The sequence below is a fragment of the Serratia plymuthica genome, from assembly GCF_018336935.1.
Lineage (GTDB): Bacteria > Pseudomonadota > Gammaproteobacteria > Enterobacterales > Enterobacteriaceae > Serratia > Serratia plymuthica_B.
Genome location: NZ_CP068771.1, coordinates 3065190 through 3083869, shown reverse-complemented (window position 1 = coordinate 3083869; position 18680 = coordinate 3065190). Strand labels below are relative to the sequence as shown.

Genomic DNA, 18680 nt, shown 5'->3' with positions numbered 1-18680 from the left:
GATGCTCATCCGTTTGCTGCCTGCGGGGTGAATTTATTGCGTATTGAGGTTCGGGGGCGCTGCGGGGGGAGATGGAGCACGCCGGATGGCGTGCTCCAGGGTAGGACTCTCTTGGGGGATTATTTCTCGTCCGGCAGAGCGTAAGCGACGATGTAGTCGCCCAGCTTGGTGCCGAAGGAGCCATGTCCGCCTGCGGAAATCACCACGTACTGCTTGCCGTTAACCTCATAGGTCATTGGCGTGGCCTGGCCACCGGCCGGCAGACGCGCTTCCCACAGTTTGTCACCGTTGGTGACGCTGAAGGCGCGCAGGTAGTTGTCCGCGGTTGCGCCAATGAAGAACACATTACCGGCGGTAGAAACCGGCCCGCCCAACATCGGCATGCCCATCTTGAACGGCAGCGGCAATGGAGAGCTGTCGCGCACGGTACCGATGCGTTTTTTCCACACGATGTCGTTGGTTTTCAGGTCGACGGCGGAGATATAACCCCATGCCGGCTGTTTGCATGGCAGGCCAAACGGCGACAGGAACGGGTTCAGGGTCACGCCGAACGGCACGCCATACTGTGGCTGCACGCCGGCTTCGGTGCCGCTGCCGCCTTTGTCGTCGGCTGGCGGTTCAATCGGGTTGCCCGGGCCGCGTGGGATCAGTTTGGAAACGAACGGCAGTGCGATCGGGTTGGCGATGGCGATTTGACGGTCGGTGTCGACAGACAGGCCGCCCCATTCGAACATGCCGAGGTTACCCGGGAACACCAGCGTACCCTGCTCGGAAGGCGGGGTGAAGGTGCCTTCGTAACGCATGCTGTGGAACATCACCCGGCAGACCAGTTGGTCATAGATGGTGGCGCCCCACATATCCGCGCCGGTCAGTTTTTTCTCCGGACGGAAAGTCAGCTCGGAGAACGGCTGGGTAGGTGACAAGCGGTCGCCTTTGGCCGGGCCTTGCGGGACCGGTTTTTCTGGCGCCGGCACCACCAACTCGCCGTTGGTGCGGTTCAGCACGAAGATATTGCCGGTTTTGGTAGGCACGTAAATCACCGGCACCTTGTTGCCGCTCTTGTCGGTGATATCCGCCAGAGTAGGCTGAGCCGGCACGTCCATATCCCACAGGTCGTGGTGTACGGTCTGATAGAACCAGGCCAGCTTGCCGGTGGAGGCATTCAGCGCCAGCAGGCCGCTGGCATAGCGCTCCATTTCCGGCGTGCGGTCGCCGCCCCAGATATCCGGGGTGGTCACGCCCATCGGCAGATAGACAATGTCCAGTTTGGCGTCATAGGCGGCCGGCGCCCAGGAGTTCGGCGAGTTCGGTGTGAAATGGTGTTCGTCCGCCGGGATGGCGTTCGGATCTTTAGCGCCCGGATCAAAGGCCCACAGCAGTTTGCCGCTGTTGACGTCAAACCCGCGGATCACGCCCGAAGGCTCACGGTTGGAGTAGTTATCGGTAACCGCACCGGCAACGACAATCACCTTATCGGTGATCACCGGCGGCGACGTTGGCTCATAGTGGCCTGGCGTCGCATACGGCATATTGCTTTGCAGATTCAACTCGCCGTTATTGGCGAAGTCGGCGCATGGCTTGCCGGTTTCCGCATCCAGAGCAAACAGACGGCCATCGTTCACCGGCAGGATAATGCGGCGTGCGCACTGTGCCGGAGAGGCATCGGCCGTTGCGCCGGCCGCTGCGGTGGTTTCATGGTAAGACACGCCGCGGCAGGTGATGTGCTGGAAGGTCGGGTTGAATTTCAACTGCGGGTCGAACTTCCACTTCTCTTTGCCGGTGGCGGCATCCAGCGCGAACAGCTTCTGGTGAGGCGTACACAGATAAAGCGTGTCGCGGATTTTAATCGGGGTGACTTCGTTGGTGATTTCACCCGGATCGTTGGCGGTTTTCAGGTCGCCGGTCTGGAAGGTCCAGGCTTCCTTGAGTTGGCCAACGTTTTTGTCGTTGATCTGGCTCAGCGGGGAGTAGCGAGTGCCTTCCTGCGTGCGGCCATAAGCCGGCCAGTCGGCGGCGGACGCATCCGTTTCGGCTTTGACCTGCGCCGGTTCAAGAGTGCCGTGGACCTCTTGCGGATCGTTAAACACCGCGTAGGCCAGAACGCCCACGGTAATTACCAGCGCGATGCTCAGAGCACCGTACGCCAGCTTGCCGTTGGCGATAAGCCGACGATAGATAAAGGGCAGCACCAGCCACAGGCCGAAGAAGAAGGTGACGTCCAGACGCGGCGTCAGTGCCCAGAAATCCGGGCCGACTTCCCACAGCGCCCAGACCGTGGTGCCCAGCAGAAAGAGGGCGTACACCAACAGCGCGGTGGCGCGGCGGCGGAACAGTAGCCAGGCCGTGACCAGCAATACCACGCCGGCGATGATGTAGTACAACGAACCTCCGAGCTTAGCCAACCAGATGCCCCCGGCCAGCAGATAGAGCCCGCTCAACACGGCGAACAACGCCGTTATGATGACGAGCGGCGACAATGACGCTTTATTTTGCATAGTATTATCCTTACCAAAAATGAAAAGTCCCCGATCTAGAGATTAAGACAAATCAAAAAAAACACGCGGTTTCTCCTGAAAAAACCAGGGTGACGCAAACCCTGACCCGCGTTTTGCCTCAGGGCGCTTTGCCTTCTCCAGAGGGGACGCTGCTACAGGTGATAGCCTTGTTGCCGCCCGGTCCTGGTTTTATCAACCCGTCAACCGCTCGGTGTTACCGGTAACGGAGCGAGAGTATCCTGATGCTTCCAGCGGGTGTCAATGCCCTGATGAATCGGCCCCCGGAAAGCGCATCGGAGGCCAGTGCGATTCACCCTGAGGAATGAAATGCAAATACGCAAATTGGGCAACGGCGGTCTGGAGGTCTCGGCGTTAGGGCTGGGCTGTATGGGCCTGAGCTGTGGTTACGGCCCGGCGGCCGACAAGCAACGGGCGATTTAGCCGGCCTGAACATATCCGCCAGGCGGTGGAAGGAGCACTCAACGCCTAGCGCTGATAACGCAACGCGTCGACAAACAGGGAGAAGGCGGTGGTGTGCTGCCTGCGGCTGGGGTAATAGAGGTAATAGCCGGGAAACAGCGGGCACCATTCATCGAGAACGCTCACTAAACGGCCGCCGGCCAGCTCGTCGGTGACGGTATCCTCCGGCACAAAGGCGATGCCGAAGCCGAGCAGCGCCGCATCAATGCGTTGGCGCAGGCTGTTAAAGATCAACTGGCCCTCTACGCGCACTTTTATCTCGCGCCCGTCTTTTGCAAACTCCCAGGCATAGATCCCGCCCATCGTGGGTAAGCGCATATTGATGCAGCGGTGGTTTTGCAACGCCTGCGGCGTATCCGGGATGCCGTATCGCTCGAAATAAGCGGGTGAAGCGACCGGCACTATGCGCATATCCGGTGCTATTCGTACGGCGATCATGTCCTTGGCTACCTGCTCGCCCAAACGGATCCCGGCATCAAAGCGGCCGGCGACAATGTCGGTCAAGGTGTTATCGACCGTGATTTCGACATTAATGTCCGGGTAGTCGGCCAGAAATGACCTCAGCATCGGCCAGAGCACCGAGTCGACGGCATGTTCCCCGGCGGTGATACGAATGTTGCCCGCCGGCCGTTCACGCATTTCGCTCAAGGCGTCCAGCTCGCTTTCGATTTCCGCAAAACGCGGGCCGATGCTGTTGACCAGCCTTTCGCCGGCCTCGGTAGGCGCAACGCTGCGCGTGGTGCGGGTCAATAGCCGCAGTTCTAGCCGCTCTTCCAGGCCTCTAATGGCATGGCTTAATGCCGATTGGGATACGCCGAGCTTGGCCGCCGCTTTGGTGAAGCTGCGTTCACGCGCCACGATAAGGAACGAAATCAAATCGTTAAAGTTTTCTTTTAACATGCGGCACCTTCGCTCAGGCGGGGTCGATAGCGGCATTCTATACGCTTGTTCGGGCCATCACACCCGATCACTCATGAATTAAGCTCATAGGTCCTTGCGTATTTTGCTATCTAGTCCCGGTGGCGGCGCGGCGTTATCTTTCTCTTTCGCGCCATCTTAACGGGAGCCGCCAGTGAAATTACTCGCAACGTCTATCCTTATCTTGTCCATGTCAGCACCGGCAGCCCTTGCCGAAACGGAGGAAAAATTGAAAATTCAACGCAGCGGTTCCCTGCCATCCCGGCCGGGTCCGGAGGATTATTTTACCGGCAAGGTGCGGATTGATGCGCCTTTTGCCGGCACTGAACCGGCCCGCGTGGGCGGCGCCACCGTGACCTTCGAACCCGGTGCCCGCACCGCCTGGCATACCCATCCGTTGGGGCAGACGTTGATCGTCACCCAGGGGCGCGGCTGGATCCAGGTGTGGGGCGACCCGATCCAGGAGATGAATCAGGGCGATATCGTTTGGATCCCCGAAGGCGTCAAGCACTGGCACGGTGCGACGCCGGAAACGGCCATGACCCATATCGCCATTGCCGAATCCCTCAACGGCAGCCCGGTTGACTGGATGGAGAAGGTCAGCGACGAGCAATACCGGCAATAAACTGGGAGTATGCATTACATAAGTAAAATGTTCGCTTTAGTCTGAAATATTCAAGGGATCCTCTTTGCTCAGCAATTCCCTTTGCAGAGTCTCTATCTTGTTTATTGATCGATGGCACAACGCTCTAGGCGGGACAGGATGCCTTGCGGTCATTATATTGATTTTGCCGACTTTCGGCTAATGAACAAAAGAGGATGTTATATGAACACCTGCCCTGACATTTCCACACTACGCACTATAATACCGGCCGTTGCCGGAGAGTTGATTGAAGTGATATCCTATTATTCCAATTGGAATGCATCGTCGACATTGCCGGACGGCGGTGGTTTATTCAGCGCTGTGCAATCGACAACGTTAATCGATGACGGTGGAATTTATATCAAATCTGGCGGCAACTGGGTTTGGGTAAGAGTTTTAGATGTATCAGGCGTTGTTACGCCAGCCATGTATGGAGCCAGAGGAGATAATGTTACCGACGATACAGAGGCGCTCACCCGGTGTTTTCTTTCCTCTTATGGCGTAATTTGTCGCGCAGGTGCGACCTATTTAACATCCGATACTGTGAGAGTTAAAGATGGCAGAACACTGCGTAAAACCATCAATTTAAATGGATCGACCATCCGGGCCAAAGCAGGGCATGTGAAACCGATGTTCGCCAATGAAACTTCCACCGCAAGCACCTATGATTATCTGCATGGTGTTGAAATGTTTGGCGGAAAGCTGATTGGGGTAGCCAATCGCGATAGCATTTACAATGTGGTGCAGAAACATGTGGGTTATTCCGGTGGTGACAGTAGTTATTTCCACCACATGCAACTGAGCAATTTTTGCGACGGTTTTAGTCTTCAGGGTAAATCAATGGCTCATGACATTATTGTCGATGAATGCCGTGATGATTTCTTCGCAACTTACAATAATGACAGTATAGTTTCTAATGTCTCTTGTGGTTACTGTCTGGGAGATGGTTTCCTAGTGAAAGGCAATAATAACCATGTGACCAATATTACCATGCTCGGTGCAGGTATTCCGGCAGGTAAACCCGAAGCCAATTATCTTTCAGGTGCTGTATTGAGTATTGCTCAGGATGGGGATGTCGGCAGTAATAACTTTATTTCGAATATTCAATGTGGCCAATGGGGAAGCGGTGTCATCATTGGCTCCGGTAGCAATAATATTTGTATTAACGTTCGTGCAGGGGATTGTTATTTTTTGGACAACCCAACCAGTACGGCGATAAAAAATCGTGCATGTGCTGTTTATGTCTCAGGAAAAGGTCACACCGTCCGAAATGTGATCGTGGGTGCCTGCCTGAGCGGCGTCGAATTGCATAATGGTTCTGAAGATACTTTAATCGATGAGATTTCTCTTCGCTCTTGTTATCACAGCTTTGCGTTATCTGCATCGGGCACGCAGAATCGTTGTCGTATTGGACGTTTGGATGTAGGCAAGGTCGATATTGCAGACAGCTTATATATCAATATGCCGCAGTTGGTGATTGATGAAATTAACGTGCGTGAGTTTTCTTCTGCCTATACTGCAGGTACTGCGATTTGCCGGATTTTGAGCCCTTGTTCCATTCGTCGCCTGAATTTCTCTCAAGGGTTACCTGAAGGTTCATTGCCGGTAGTTTGGATAGCCGCAGATTGCGATATTGATGAACTGATTGTCAAAGAAACCAAGGCCGTTTGCCTATTAACTACTGCCAACACTCTCAAAGTACCGCGCAATGTAATCATTGAACAAAGCGCCGAAGCTATTGATTCACCGGTGAAGCTAATGGGTATTGGCCAAAGCGTGGCGAACAATTGGCGCATCACGGGCAAAGAAACTGTACTTCCTGCGTTACGTGGCGCAGGAGTTCATCTGACGCTTGGGCAGTACAGCGGTTTGCCTTGGTATATCGATACGCCAGCATCGTCGGCGTTTTATGTCGGTAAGCCTGTTGGTGGCAGTTACCCTAAGGCGGCTAATGCAGTGGCGCAGGGCGGGTTTACGTTAGCTGCCGGAACTGGCCAGACTGGTGGCGCTGAACTGGCATTAGCATGGGATGGCGCACGCATCCATGTTGCCCTTGATGGTGTTGATATCGGTTTCCTGGCACCGCAAAACTACAGTTGAACCCTTATTCATATCACCCCTATTTCCCTGCGGCTCGTCCGCAGGGGAATTTCCTGTGGGCATGGAATTCAACACTTCGTCAGTCGTGGCTCTGCTCGCAAAAACGCAGGCAATTGCCGAAGGGATCGGTGAGGTTCAACTGTCTTCCTCAGCCAAGGGTTTCAACCCCCGGACGGGCGTAACGGTACTGCTTCGCCATTAACTCCCGATGCAGGGCATCGATATCACGGATCGGAATAAACACCGCTGAGCCGGGCGTACTGTCGCCGTAATGCTCGCTGAGATGCAAGGTCAGACCGGAGCGTGATATTTGGGCATAAAGCGGCAGGTCCTCGCTAAAACGGTGCTCCCAATCCAGCGTAAAACCGAGAAAATTCAGATAAAACTCTTTGGCTTTTTCAACCGAGAAAATACGGAAAATGGGAACGGCGGCGGAGAATTCCATTTGAGAGTCCTTAATAAGCCCCTGACGGGCGATCCAAAGTAGCAGAAACGGCAGCAGATTAGCCGGCGTTCAGCCCCCTTGCGGGGGCCGGTGACAGCTTCAGATACCCAGCCCGCCAAGGCACAGATATTTGATCTCGAGATAATCCTCTATGCCGTACTTCGAGCCTTCGCGCCCCAGGCCGGAGTTTTTAACCCCGCCAAAGGGCGCGACCTCGGTGGAGATCAGCCCTTCATTGATGCCGACAATGCCGTATTCCAGCGCTTCGGCCACGCGTATCACCCGGCCGATATCGCGGCTGTAGAAGTATGAGGCCAGGCCGAACGGCGTGTCGTTCGCCAGTTCGATAGCTTCGGCTTCGTGCTCAAAACGGATCAAGGGCGCCACCGGGCCAAAGGTTTCCTCATGGAAGATTTTGGCCTGCCTCGGTACGTCGGTCAGGATGGTCGGCGTATAGAAGTTATTGCCCAGCGCATGGGGCTGGCCGCCCAGCAGCACCGAGGCGCCGCGCTTCACGGCATCGGCGATATGCTCGCTGACTTTTTCCACCGCCTCCCGGTTAATCAATGGGCCGATAGTGACGCCCTCGTCCATGCCATTGCCTACTTTCAGCTTCGCCACCGCGGCTTTCAGTTTTGCCGCAAAAGCGTCGTAGACGCCTTCCTGCACCAGAAAGCGATTGGTGCACACGCAGGTCTGGCCGGCGTTACGGTATTTTGAGGCTACTGCCCCGGCGACGGCGGCGTCCAGATCGGCATCGTCAAACACGATAAAGGGCGCATTGCCCCCCAATTCCATACTGGTTTTTTTGATGGTAGGCGCACACTGAGCCAGCAACTGCGCACCCACCTCGGTGCTGCCGGTAAAGGAGAGCTTGCGTACGTCCGGGTTAGCGGTCAGCTCGCCGCCGATCGCCTTGCTGGGACCGGTAATCACGTTACAGACGCCCACCGGTAAACCGGCGCGCTCGGCCAGTACGGCAATCGCCAGCGCCGAGAACGGAGTCTGGCTGGCGGGGCGGATCACCCCGGTACAGCCCGCGGCCCAGCCGGGGCCGGCCTTGCGGGTGATCATCGCCGCCGGGAAATTCCACGGCGTAATGGCGGCAAATACTCCGATAGGCTCTTTTTGCACGATAATGCGCCGGCCGGGCAGATTTTGCGGAATGGTGTCGCCGTAAACGCGTTTTCCTTCTTCGGCGAACCACTCGATAAACGAAGCCGCATAGATAATTTCACCGCGGCTTTCGGCCAGGGGTTTGCCCTGTTCTGCGGTCATGATGCGCGCCAGATCGTCCTGGTTTTCCATCATCAGTTCGAACAGGCGGCGCAGCTTGCCGGCACGCTCTTTGGCGGTCAGCGCGCGCCAGGCCGGCTGGGCTTTTTTGGCGGCGGCTATCGCCTGTGCGGTTTCTTCGGCGCCAAAGGCCGGCACCTGGCCGACCAACTCGCCGGTGGCCGGGTTATGGATCTTGATGGTCTGGCCGTCTTTGGCCGGCAGCCATTGCCCATCGATGTAGTTTGCTTCGCGAAACAGCGCGGGATCTTTGAGGGTGGCGGAGAAGGTCGTGCTCATCGGTTATCTTCCTTTTCAGAATTCAACACAGTGTAGCCTGTCCCAAATATTCCCCTTTACCCTAGCAAACTTTTCCGCATCCATTTGCTGCCATGCGCACCTTCTGTACAAAAAATACTCGTCGTCGGGACGATACTGAACTCAGTAAGCATATGTCCCTTTTCGAGATAACAAAAAGGAGTGTGCAGAATGGTAAATTCAGTGAATCGGCACCTTGCGGCCTACAGCAGCAACATGGATTTCCTCGCTTCCAGCATTGCGCTGATGGAGTGGCAAGGGCGCGAAATCGATGCCGGCGCGGTGGCCGGCAATATGTCGGAATCGCAAAGCCGTTTGTTTTTTGAGCGCCTGAGTTATTTTCGGCAGCTCTATCAGGCCGCTTCGGCGGCGGAACACAGCGTATAAATCTTTATTGAACCGACCCCGCTAAAGCGGGGTTTTTTATGGCGACTTACCCTTGCCACACCCCGGTGTTCAGCGTGGCCGGGGAGTATTCCAGGTTGCGGCCGCGCCAGGGCAGAGCCTGCGGGAAACGCCACGCACTGCGCATATCAAATCGCCAGTAACGTTCCGCCCCTTCCACTCCGTGGTCGATATCCGTTTGCCAGAGGATCTGCGTTTCCCCTTGCAGATGCAAAATATCGCCGTTGTCGAAATCGATAAACAGCAGCGCCGCCCGTGGCTCGGCCAATAGATTACCCAGCGTGTTCATGTAGCGGTTGCCGCGAAAGTCCGGGATCCACAGGCTGTTGTCCGCCAGATGGATAAAGCCTGGTTTGCCGCCCCGGTGCGACATATCCACGCCGCCCTGCGCCAACCCGGCGTGGGCGCAACTGGCGACGAAAAAGGTGTCCGCCCGCCGGATCAGCGCCTGCGCCTCAGCATCCAGTGCAGGAAGATATTCAATCGGTGCAGGATCGGCGGCCACCGGGTAAAGCTCGCGCCGCTGAATATATTGCGGGCAGTTGCCAAAGCTTTGCCGGACCTCGATTTCAATGCGATTTTTGTCGGTGCGGCTAATCACGCCGTTGGCCCGGTTGCGCCTGCGGTTGCTGAAATCCAGCCCCAGCGCGCCAACCAGTTTGCCGCTTTGTAATGCGGCCTGCGCCGGATCGTCGCTGCGGCGCGGCGCGCTGATGCGCAGGTGGGTGTCATCCGGCGTGCGCAAGAAACCGGGCGGGCCGCTGAACAGCGTGGCCACCGGCCAGCCCTGATCGTCCAGCGTGGCGACGAACAGGTAAGGCAGCGCGGCGAAAAACTCGCGGTGCTGGTCGGGCATGGCGGCATAAATACCCGCGCCCACGCGGCCAAAACCGGCCAGCGCCTGGGCGCGCAGTTCGTCGGGGTGGAACAGCGGCTGTGTCATCAGCGTTACCTCTCGGTGGGTTCCGGCAGGGCCGGCATAGCGAAGAAACCGGGCAGTGCGGCGATGCGCGCTGCCCAACGCCGGATGGCCGGATAAGGCGCCAACGAGATACCGCCTTCCGGCGCTACCGCCACGTAGCTGTAGCAGGCCAAATCACCGATGGTGACCTGTTCCGTCGCCAGGAACTCACGTTCCGCCAGATGCTGTTCCATCTGCGCCAGGAAGCGCGCCGCGATCGCCAGCGAAGCCTGATAATTCTCCGGTGCAGAAAATTGGGCGATCATCCTGCTGGAGGCTGGGCCGTAGCGCACCTCTCCGGCGGCTTTGGACAACCACTCTTGCACCTGTGCCGAAGCCTGCGGCGTTTCCGGTAGCCAGTGGCTGCCCGGTGCATAGCGTTTGACCAGATACACCAAAATGGCGTTGCTGTCGGCGAGCGCCAACTCGCCGTCCACCAGAACCGGGATTTGACCGAGAGGGTTAAGGCGGCGGAAAGCCTCGCTCTGGCGCACGCTGGCGGGGGCTTCGATAAATTCGTAGGGCAGGTCAAGCATGCGCAGCAGCAACGCCACGCGATGAACGTGGCCGGAAAGCGGGGTGCCGTACAGTTTGAGGGTTTGCATGATGAGGCTCCTGAATAATTTTTATCAGCATACTCTTGCAGACGGTGAGCGGAATCCGGCAATGTAGAAATTGATAATTTCACATTTTGGAAGAATCTATGGATAGGTTGGACGAGCTGGCTATCTTTGTGGCGGTGATTCAGCACGGCAGCCTGGCTGCGGCCGGGCGCAAGCTGCGGCGTTCCGCGCCGGCGATCACCCGTGCGATTGCCTCGCTGGAGCAGCGCTTTGGCGCCCGACTGGTGGAGCGCACCACCCGGCGGCTGGCACCGACCGAGGCAGGTTTGCGGCTGGCGGAGCGGGCGCGCCTGCTGTTGCATGACTATGACGCGGCGGTGCTGGATACGGCGGACAGCCAAGTCTCCGGCCTGTTGCGTATCACCTCGCCGGTGCAGTTTGGGCGCAAACACGTGGCGCCGTTGGTGATGGCGTTTCTTGACCGTTATCCGCAGATGCAGATTGAAATGGTGCTCAACGATCGCAACCTGGATTTGATCGACGAAGGGCTGGATGTGGCGGTGCGCATTGGTCATCAGCAGGATTCTTCCCGGGTGGCGCGCCGGTTGGGGCAGGTATCGCGGGTCACGGTCGCCAGCCCGGCTTATCTGGCGCGGCGCGGTGAACCGCAACACCCGTCGCAGTTGGCCGATCACGACACCATTGTCGGCACCCAACGCGCGTCGCTGCGCGAATGGCGTTTTGGCCCGCAGGAAAATGGCGAGCGGGTGCGGCTGGCGCCCCGGCTGTTGATCAACGAGGTGGAAACCCAACTGCTGGCGGTGCGGGCAGGCAAGGGGATTGCCCGATTATTGTCGTACCAGGTGGCGGACGATCTGGCGGCGGGCACGCTGGTGCGTTTGCTGCCGGCGTATGAACCCTTGCCGATGCCGGTGCAACTGGTGGCGCAGCACGTGCAGCGTATGCCGCTGAAGGTGCGCACCTTCTGGGACTACGCCTGGCAAGAATTAAGTCGGTTGGCGCAAATTCAGCCGGTATAAACCGGCCAGTCACTACCGATAAGTTTCACTGGTTAAACTTATTTGGCGCAGAAATAAGATTTATTTTACCGCGCACGCATTGCTGCGGTTCCCTTCTTGACAATATTTTGGACGGGGCTAATAGTTAACGCACATCTTAAATAATAAACGAAGTTTAATATATGAAACTTGTCCCGGGAAGTTATGATAACGGTTCGACGGTAGACAATGAAAATGAGATCCTGAACTCATTTCAAACCCGCAGTCAGGCCGTTTATCGGCAAGTACGCAGCGAACTTGATATTTCTTATGGTTATTCGGAACGGGAAGTGTTTGATTGGTTATATTCTGATGCGCCCTCGAAAGGAACATTAATATTTATTCATGGCGGTTATTGGCAATTTTGCCGTAAAGACGATTTTGCTTTTATTGCCGAGGTGCCATTGGCTCTGGGCTTTGATGTGGTGTTGCTGGAATATACGTTGGCGCCGGTGGCGACACTGGACGATATTTGCCGGCAAATCGGCGCGGCGCTGGATGCCATTGAACTGCGGCTGGCCCCGCAAAAAAACGCGCCGGTCTATTTGTGCGGCCATTCCGCCGGCGGGCATCTGGCCAGTTATTGGCAGCAGCATGCCGTTGTTGACGCGGTATTGCCCATCAGCGGCATTTTTGAGTTGGAACCGCTGTTAAGCACTTACGTAAACCGGCAATTGCAACTGACCCGGCGGCAAATCACGCAGCTGAGCCCGGCGCGCCATATCCCTGAGCACCTAAAACCCACGACGCTGTTTTACGGCGCAGCCGAGCTGCCGGAACTGATAGGGCAGTCACATCATTATTACGCCGCGCTGCGGGAGAAAAACCTGCCGGTTGAGCTGGTTGCCGTCGCGGGAGCCAATCATTACAACGTACTGGACGCGCTGTTCGCCATCGACGGGGCGCTGATCCGGCAGTTAATCACCACGGGGAAATAAACCATGCGCAGCATCATTGATACCGGCCTGCCGGAAATTGGGCAACCCTTTTCCTGGGCCACCAAAGGCGGGGGCATGTTGTTCACTGCCCACGGCCCGGTCAGGCCCGACGGCAGTATTGAAACCGGCGCGCCGGAAAGCCAGATTACCCTGACGTTCGATAATCTGGCGCAAACGCTGAAGGCGGCCAATAGCCACAGCGATAACGTATTGCAGGTGATTGTTTATCTCACCGATGTGAATGACGTTAAATTACTCGATGAGATTTATAAAAAATACTTTAATTATCCTTACCCCAATCGTTCAACCGTTATTGTCGATAAATTGGTGGTGCCGGGAATGAAAATAGAAATAACCGTCAGCGCCACAGCCTGATTCGCATTTAATTATCATCTTCACCTGAAAATTCATTAAATAATGAGTTAAGGAATCGCTATGTTTAATCATATCGGCGCGTCTGCGCCCGATCCTATTATGTCGTTGATGGAAGCTTATTTACAGGATGAAAATACGCAGAAAGTGAATCTGGGTATAGGTCTTTATTATGATCGGCAGGGCAGGATCCCGCTGATGCAGGCGGTTGAAGCGGCCGAACGGCGCTTGCTTGAACAGCGCCGTCCCCACGGTTACCCGCCGATAGAAGGTTCGCCGCTGTTTACCCAACAGGTGCAAAGCTTGCTGTTTGGCGAACAGGATACCTCAGCTATCGCCACGGTACAGACCCTCGGCGGTTCCGGTGCGTTGAAATTGGCGGCGGATTTTATCCATCACTCTTTGTCCCGCCGCGATATCTGGGTGTCTGATCCCACCTGGGCCAACCATTGGGCCATCTTCGAGGGGGCCGGGCTGAAGGTTCACACCTATCCGTACTTTGATGAGGCCACCGGCGGCCTGCGTTTTGACGCCATGCTCGATACGCTCGCCAGCCTGCCGGAAGGCAGCGTGGTGCTGCTGCACCCTTGTTGCCACAACCCGACCGGTACCGATCTCACTCAGGCGCAGTGGCGCGCCACGATCGAGGTGCTGCAACGCCGCCGGCTGCTGCCGTTCTTCGATATCGCTTATCAGGGGTTTGGCGACGGCCTGGCAGAAGATGGTTTTGCGTTGCATGAGACGCTGAAAACCGATCTGGAATTTTTGGTCGCCAACTCATTTTCTAAAAATGTCGCGCTGTACGGCCAGCGGCTGGGGGGCCTGTCGGTGCGCTGCGGCAGCCCGCAGATCGCGGTAAACGTGAAGGGCGCGTTGAAAGCGCTGATCCGCCGCAGCTACTCCTGCCCGCCGACCCACGGCAGCCAGATTGTGGAGACCCTGCTGGCGGACGCAGCGCTGCGGCAACAGTGGGAGAGTGAACTGGCCGGTATGCGCCTGCGCATCAAGCAGATGCGCCAAATTCTGGCCGCAGGGCTGGAGCAGGGCGGTTCGCGGCTGGATCACCGCCGCATCCGCGATCAGAAAGGCATGTTCAGCTATACCGGGCTGAACCAACGGCAACTCGCCCGGCTGCGGCAAGAGTATGCCATTTATCTGGTCGCGCCCGGCCGTATGTGCCTGCCTGGCCTGAACCAAAATAATGTCGATTACGTTGCTGCCGCCATTCTGGACGTCACCCGCGCTGTGTGAACAAGGTAGGACATCGCCATGAAAGAGATGAAAGGTTTTGACGAAATAGCCCGGCGGCAGGGCGGGTTGAAAAAGCAGCTCACCGCCGGGCAGATGTCGATGCTGGCGATAGGCGGCGCGATCGGCACCGGGCTGTTTCTCGGCAGCGCCTACGCCATACAAATGGCCGGCCCCAGCGTGTTGCTGAGCTATTTTATCGGTGGCGTGGTGGCCTTATTGCTGATGGGATGCCTGGCGGAGATGACCTCCGAACACCCGACGCCCGGTTCTTTTGGCGACTACGCCGAGTTTTATATCAGCCCGCTGTTCGGTTTTTTGGTGCGCTATTCCTATTGGTCTTGCGTGGTGCTGGCGGTAGGCACCGAAGTCACCGCCATCGGCATGTACATGCAGTTCTGGTTCCCCGGCACGCCAATCTGGCCCTGGGTGCTGCTGTTTTCTGCGGCGGTGATCGCCATCAATGTGATTGGCGTCAAGTCGTTCGGCCAGGTGGAGTATGCGCTGTCGACCATCAAGGTGGTGGCGATTGCGGCCTTTATCGCCATTGGCATCGGCATCTTGGCCTTTTCCGCCAACCCGGCCTTTGGCGTTAAAAACTTTACCGACGGCGGCGGCTTCTTCCCCTTTGGCGTTAAAGGCATGTGGTTCGCGGTGATCGTCTCCATTTTCAGTTACCTGAGCATTGAGATGATTGCGGTGGCCGCCGGTGAGGCCAAAAACCCGGTGATTGCGGTCAAAACCGCCTTCAAAGGCACCATTTTGCGGCTGTTTATCTTTTACATGCTGTCGATTGCGCTGATGCTGGCGATCGTACCCTGGCGGCAGTCCGGTACCGGCGAAAGCCCGTTCCTGGTGGCGATGAACGTGATCCATCTGCCCGCCGCCGCCGGTATCTTCAACTTCATCGTACTGGTGGCCGCGCTGTCGGCGATGAACAGCCAGCTATACATCACCACCCGCATGATGTTTTCGCTTTCCCGCGCCGGGCAGGCTCCCGCTGCGTTGGGCCGCGTCAGCCAACGCGGCATACCGGTGAGCGCGTTGGCAATGTCCTGTATCGGCATTGTGGTGTCGATCGTGCTGAGCCTGGTTTATCCGGAAAAATCCTTCGCCGCCATGATGTCGATCTCGGTGTATGGCGCCTGCTTTACCTGGTTGATGATCTTTGTCACCCATCTGTTTTTCCGCCGTCAGCACCGCAAAACCCACCTGAAATTCCGCATGTGGGGCTTCCCCTACACTACGCTGGCGGGGGCCGGTTTGATGGCCGCGTTGCTGATCTCCACCGCGTTCACCGAATTTTTCAAAATGACGCTGTGGTTTGGCATTCCGTTTACCCTGCTGCTGGTGGCGGCCTATTTCTTCTATAGCCGCCACCAGCCCACGCCGGTCGGGGTGGAAACGACGGGCGCGGAGTAAACCGGTCTGCTGAAAATGTGTCTATGTGGCTCTGGAAGCAAACCACTTTATCCGGAGAATGGCTCTTCTTTGAAGCGTGTGGAGCCTTATTGGAATGGCAAGTCAGACAGCAAAAACCGGAGTCAACGTTGGCGTGGGTGCCACGCGTTCGGCGCAGGGTTGGATTAACGGCTTTTTGGGGATGTTGATTTTCAGCGGTTCCTTGCCCGCCACCCGGGTGGCGGTGCAGGAGTTTGATCCGGTATTCCTGACGGCGATGAGGGCGACGATTGCCGCGTTGTTGGCGCTGAGCGCATTGCTGTCGATGCGCCAGCGTTGGCCCCGGCGCGCTGATATCGCGCCGCTGATTTTTGTCGCCGTCGGGGTGGTGATCGGTTTTCCGCTGCTGACGGCGTTAGCCTTGCAATACACCACCTCGGCGCATTCGCTGGTTTACATTGGCCTGCTGCCGCTGGCGACGGCCTGTTTTGGCGTTTTGCGCGGCGGGGAGCGCCCGAGGGCGGCCTTCTGGGTCTTTTCGCTGGCAGGCGGTCTGTTGGTTGGCGCTTTCGCGCTGAGCCAGGGAACGGGCGGTTCCTGGGCAGGTGACGTGCTGATGGTGGTTGCGGTGCTGCTTTGCGGATTGGGCTATGCGGAAGGTGCGGTGCTGTCCCGCCGGCTTGGCGGCTGGCAGGTGATCTCCTGGGCGCTGGTGATCGCGTTGCCGTTGGCGGCGGCAGTCGCGGCCTGGGCGGCGCCGACAGCCTGGACAGGGGTGAGCGCCGGGGCCTGGTTTTCGCTGGGTTATATTTCGCTGTTCAGCATGTGGATAGGTTTTATTTTCTGGTATCGCGGCCTGGCGCAGGGGGGGATTGCCGCGGTGGGGCAACTGCAACTGCTGCAGCCATTCTTTGGCCTGGCGTTGGCGGGGCTGCTACTGCACGAAACCGTCCAGCCGGCGATGATTGCAGTGATGGCCGGCGTCGTGATTTGCGTGTTCGGCGCCAGGCGTTTTTCGCGCTAAACCCGGCTGACTCATGCCCCATGTCGGACGAGAGGGTTGACCCGATTTCATCGCTATTTGGCCTTCGGGCTACTCACCTTCTTTTCAGGTGCTCCCTATACTGGCTTCTCACCTACAGCAGACTGCTTGATTGCCGAGCAACCTGCATTCGACCCGTTGAGACGACCCCGATTCGGAGCTGAAAGCATGAAACTGACCCAAATTCGCAACGCCACGCTGTTGCTTGAATACGCCGGTACTAAATTTCTGATTGACCCTATGCTGTCTGACAAAGAGGCTTGGGACGGTTTTGCCGGTACGGCGCGTTCCCATCTGCGTAATCCTCTGGTGGCGCTGCCGCTATCGATTGACGCACTGCTGGATGTCGATGCCATCATTGTGACCCATACTCATTTGGATCACTGGGATAAAGCCGCACAGGATAAAGTGGCAAAAGATAGCCTCATCCTGACTCAAAACGACAGCGATGCCGAATTGATCCGCGCTCAGGGTTTCAGTAATGTGCGCGTTCTTGAAGACAGCAATGAGTTTGCGGGCATGACCATTATCAAAACTGGCGGTCAGCACGGAAGCGATGAGGCTTATGCTAATCCCGATATCGCTGCTCGGCTGGGTGATGCATGTGGTCTGGTATTCAAGCACGCCGATGAAAAAACGTTATATATTGCAGGCGATACCGTCTGGGTTAAGCCTTACGTGGACAGCCTGAGCGCCTGGAAGCCTGATGTGGTGGTGTTAAATGCCGGTTTTGCTCAGGTTGACGGGTTCGGCGCGATTATTATGGGTAAAGAAGATGTGCTGCGCACGCATGAGCTTATGCCGCAGGCTATGATCGTAGCCTCTCACATGGAAGCCATTAACCACTGTATTCTTAGTCGTGATGAACTGCGCGAGTATGCCATTGAAAAAGGTATCCAGGACAGCGTGCTGATCCCGGCAGACGGTGAAACCTGTACGTTTTGATAACATTCTCGGCCCAGTAACCGCACAACGCCCTTTGGTGCTAAAAAGGGGGCGCGGTGTACCGGTAAACAAAAATAGGCCGACGAGAAACGAGAACCTAATCTATGTCTGTACTTTCCGTCGCTGTCATTGCCACCCATGGTGTTAGCCCGTTCCATTTTTCGGTACCCTGCATCATTTTTAGTCAGGCAATGCCGGAGCCGGGGCTGTTTGATCTGCATATTTGTGCGGAGCATCCTGGCGTAGTGCATTCTGATATTGGGGTATCAATCAACGTTGGTGAAGGGCTGGAGGCGCTCGATTCGGCGGATATTGTCGTTGTTCCGTTCTGGAACAACCCAGAAAGCAAACCTTCCGAAGCCTTGCTTGCCTCTCTGGTCGCCGCGTGGCGGCGCGGCGCAGACGTTGTGGGTCTGTGTCTGGGTACTTACGTACTGGCCTACGCGGGGTTGCTGGATCATCGTCGTGCGGCAACCCACTGGGAATTTGAACGGGACTTTACCCGCCGTTTTCCCGCAGTGCATCTGGATAGCAATGCGCTTTATACCCATGACGATCGTCTTATTACCTCGGCCGGCACCGCGGCGGGAATAGACTGTTGCCTGTACATTGTTCGTAAACATTACGGCAGCACGCTGGCTAACCGAGTGGCCAGACGCATGGTAACCCCTCCTTACCGAGAAGGGGGGCAGGCTCAATATATTGAACGTCCGGTACCGGAAACCACACGCGATAACAAAATCAACGAACTGCTGGATTATTTGCGTTGCAATCTCGATAAACCCCACGACCTCGATTCGCTGGCGGGATTTGTCAATATGAGCCGGCGTACCTTTACCCGCCATTTTATCAAAGCCACCGGTATCCCCGTCGGTGAGTGGCTAAATGCCGAACGGCTGGATCGCAGTCAGGAACTGCTTGAAAGTACCGATCACAGCGTAGAGACCGTGGCGGAATTGTCGGGTTTTCAGTCACCGGTTTCCTTCCGTCAGCGCTTTCGGTCGCGGTTCGATATTAGCCCCAGCGAATGGCGTCGGGTGTTTCGCGGTACACGAAAAGAGAAATGAGCCAGT

At 56.8% G+C, this 18680-nt stretch carries 16 protein-coding genes and 2 pseudogenes; 12 read left to right on the top strand and 6 right to left on the bottom strand.

All coding sequences use genetic code 11. The features are described 5' to 3' along the window. Positions 1-119: 119 nt before the first annotated feature. On the bottom strand, positions 120-2495 hold the full coding sequence (locus tag JK621_RS14345; RefSeq protein WP_212556580.1) for a glucose/quinate/shikimate family membrane-bound PQQ-dependent dehydrogenase: 2376 nt from the start codon (positions 2493-2495) through the stop codon (positions 120-122). Positions 2496-2822: 327 nt separating this feature from the next. Here JK621_RS14345 and JK621_RS14340 point away from each other — a divergent pair. Continuing rightward, positions 2823-2933 (top strand): annotated as a pseudogene (locus tag JK621_RS14340) (aldo/keto reductase); the annotation flags it as partial. Positions 2934-2981: 48 nt separating this feature from the next. Here JK621_RS14340 and JK621_RS14335 read toward each other — a convergent pair. Continuing rightward, complete coding sequence (locus tag JK621_RS14335) at positions 2982-3875, bottom strand: LysR family transcriptional regulator (protein WP_212556579.1); 894 nt, start codon at positions 3873-3875, stop codon at positions 2982-2984. A 247-nt stretch (positions 3876-4122) separates the two neighbouring features. On the opposite strand from JK621_RS14335, the gene JK621_RS14330 reads away from it, so the two are divergent. Beyond that, positions 4123-4518 carry a (R)-mandelonitrile lyase gene (locus JK621_RS14330; protein ID WP_006319298.1) on the top strand — a complete coding sequence of 132 codons (396 nt, stop codon included), beginning with the start codon at positions 4123-4125 and terminating at the stop codon, positions 4516-4518. Between the two features lie 201 nt (positions 4519-4719). Beyond that, positions 4720-6636: a hypothetical protein gene (locus tag JK621_RS14325; protein WP_212556578.1), complete on the top strand. Its 1917-nt coding sequence runs from the start codon at positions 4720-4722 to the stop codon at positions 6634-6636. A 79-nt stretch (positions 6637-6715) separates the two neighbouring features. Here the strand turns inward: JK621_RS14325 and JK621_RS14320 are convergent. Next, positions 6716-7081 (bottom strand): annotated as a pseudogene (locus tag JK621_RS14320) (glyoxalase superfamily protein). A 99-nt stretch (positions 7082-7180) separates the two neighbouring features. Beyond that, a complete protein-coding gene (gabD, locus tag JK621_RS14315) occupies positions 7181-8656 on the bottom strand; it encodes an NADP-dependent succinate-semialdehyde dehydrogenase (protein ID WP_212556577.1) in 1476 nt (491 codons plus the stop codon). Positions 8657-8845: 189 nt separating this feature from the next. Here gabD and JK621_RS14310 point away from each other — a divergent pair, with 189 nt between their 5' ends. Beyond that, positions 8846-9061, top strand: a complete 216-nt coding sequence (locus JK621_RS14310) for a glycogen synthesis protein (RefSeq protein WP_212556576.1) — start codon at positions 8846-8848, stop codon at positions 9059-9061. A gap of 46 nt (positions 9062-9107) precedes the next feature. Here JK621_RS14310 and JK621_RS14305 read toward each other — a convergent pair whose 3' ends face one another. Both JK621_RS14305 and JK621_RS14300 read right to left on the bottom strand, forming a co-directional pair. Continuing rightward, positions 9108-10022, bottom strand: coding sequence for a pyridoxamine 5'-phosphate oxidase family protein (locus JK621_RS14305; RefSeq protein ID WP_212556575.1), 915 nt, complete (start codon positions 10020-10022; stop codon positions 9108-9110). 5 nt (positions 10023-10027) lie between these two features. After that, entirely contained in the window at positions 10028-10645 is a 618-nt protein-coding gene (locus tag JK621_RS14300; protein ID WP_212556574.1) for a glutathione S-transferase family protein, read from the bottom strand. A gap of 98 nt (positions 10646-10743) precedes the next feature. Here JK621_RS14300 and JK621_RS14295 point away from each other — a divergent pair, with 98 nt between their 5' ends. The 8 genes from JK621_RS14295 to JK621_RS14260 all read left to right on the top strand — a co-directional run bounded on the left by JK621_RS14295 (position 10744) and on the right by JK621_RS14260 (position 18674). Beyond that, positions 10744-11643, top strand: coding sequence for a LysR family transcriptional regulator (locus JK621_RS14295; RefSeq protein WP_212556573.1), 900 nt, complete (start codon positions 10744-10746; stop codon positions 11641-11643). A 161-nt stretch (positions 11644-11804) separates the two neighbouring features. Next, positions 11805-12599: an alpha/beta hydrolase gene (locus JK621_RS14290; RefSeq protein ID WP_212556572.1), complete on the top strand. Its 795-nt coding sequence runs from the start codon at positions 11805-11807 to the stop codon at positions 12597-12599. Between the two features lie 3 nt (positions 12600-12602). Beyond that, a complete protein-coding gene (locus JK621_RS14285) occupies positions 12603-12974 on the top strand; it encodes a RidA family protein (protein ID WP_212556571.1) in 372 nt (123 codons plus the stop codon). 60 nt (positions 12975-13034) lie between these two features. Next, complete coding sequence (locus tag JK621_RS14280) at positions 13035-14222, top strand: aromatic amino acid transaminase (protein WP_212556570.1); 1188 nt, start codon at positions 13035-13037, stop codon at positions 14220-14222. An 18-nt stretch (positions 14223-14240) separates the two neighbouring features. Then, entirely contained in the window at positions 14241-15641 is a 1401-nt protein-coding gene (locus tag JK621_RS14275) for an amino acid permease (RefSeq protein WP_212556569.1), read from the top strand. Positions 15642-15735: 94 nt separating this feature from the next. Beyond that, complete coding sequence (locus JK621_RS14270; protein WP_212556568.1) at positions 15736-16644, top strand: DMT family transporter; 909 nt, start codon at positions 15736-15738, stop codon at positions 16642-16644. Between the two features lie 186 nt (positions 16645-16830). Next, positions 16831-17607 carry an MBL fold metallo-hydrolase gene (locus JK621_RS14265; RefSeq protein WP_212556567.1) on the top strand — a complete coding sequence of 259 codons (777 nt, stop codon included), beginning with the start codon at positions 16831-16833 and terminating at the stop codon, positions 17605-17607. Positions 17608-17711: 104 nt separating this feature from the next. After that, entirely contained in the window at positions 17712-18674 is a 963-nt protein-coding gene (locus JK621_RS14260) for a GlxA family transcriptional regulator (RefSeq protein ID WP_212556566.1), read from the top strand. Positions 18675-18680 lie beyond the last annotated feature (6 nt).

Coding starts and splice junctions, on each gene's coding strand:
- JK621_RS14345 (WP_212556580.1), bottom strand. CDS start 2,495: ATGCAAAATAAAGCGTCATTGTCGCCGCTCGTCATCATAACGGCGTTG.
- JK621_RS14335 (WP_212556579.1), bottom strand. CDS start 3,875: ATGTTAAAAGAAAACTTTAACGATTTGATTTCGTTCCTTATCGTGGCG.
- JK621_RS14325 (WP_212556578.1), top strand. CDS start 4,720: ATGAACACCTGCCCTGACATTTCCACACTACGCACTATAATACCGGCC.
- gabD (WP_212556577.1), bottom strand. CDS start 8,656: ATGAGCACGACCTTCTCCGCCACCCTCAAAGATCCCGCGCTGTTTCGC.
- JK621_RS14310 (WP_212556576.1), top strand. CDS start 8,846: ATGGTAAATTCAGTGAATCGGCACCTTGCGGCCTACAGCAGCAACATG.
- JK621_RS14305 (WP_212556575.1), bottom strand. CDS start 10,022: ATGACACAGCCGCTGTTCCACCCCGACGAACTGCGCGCCCAGGCGCTG.
- JK621_RS14300 (WP_212556574.1), bottom strand. CDS start 10,645: ATGCAAACCCTCAAACTGTACGGCACCCCGCTTTCCGGCCACGTTCAT.
- JK621_RS14295 (WP_212556573.1), top strand. CDS start 10,744: ATGGATAGGTTGGACGAGCTGGCTATCTTTGTGGCGGTGATTCAGCAC.
- JK621_RS14290 (WP_212556572.1), top strand. CDS start 11,805: ATGAAACTTGTCCCGGGAAGTTATGATAACGGTTCGACGGTAGACAAT.
- JK621_RS14285 (WP_212556571.1), top strand. CDS start 12,603: ATGCGCAGCATCATTGATACCGGCCTGCCGGAAATTGGGCAACCCTTT.
- JK621_RS14280 (WP_212556570.1), top strand. CDS start 13,035: ATGTTTAATCATATCGGCGCGTCTGCGCCCGATCCTATTATGTCGTTG.
- JK621_RS14275 (WP_212556569.1), top strand. CDS start 14,241: ATGAAAGAGATGAAAGGTTTTGACGAAATAGCCCGGCGGCAGGGCGGG.
- JK621_RS14270 (WP_212556568.1), top strand. CDS start 15,736: ATGGCAAGTCAGACAGCAAAAACCGGAGTCAACGTTGGCGTGGGTGCC.
- JK621_RS14265 (WP_212556567.1), top strand. CDS start 16,831: ATGAAACTGACCCAAATTCGCAACGCCACGCTGTTGCTTGAATACGCC.
- JK621_RS14260 (WP_212556566.1), top strand. CDS start 17,712: ATGTCTGTACTTTCCGTCGCTGTCATTGCCACCCATGGTGTTAGCCCG.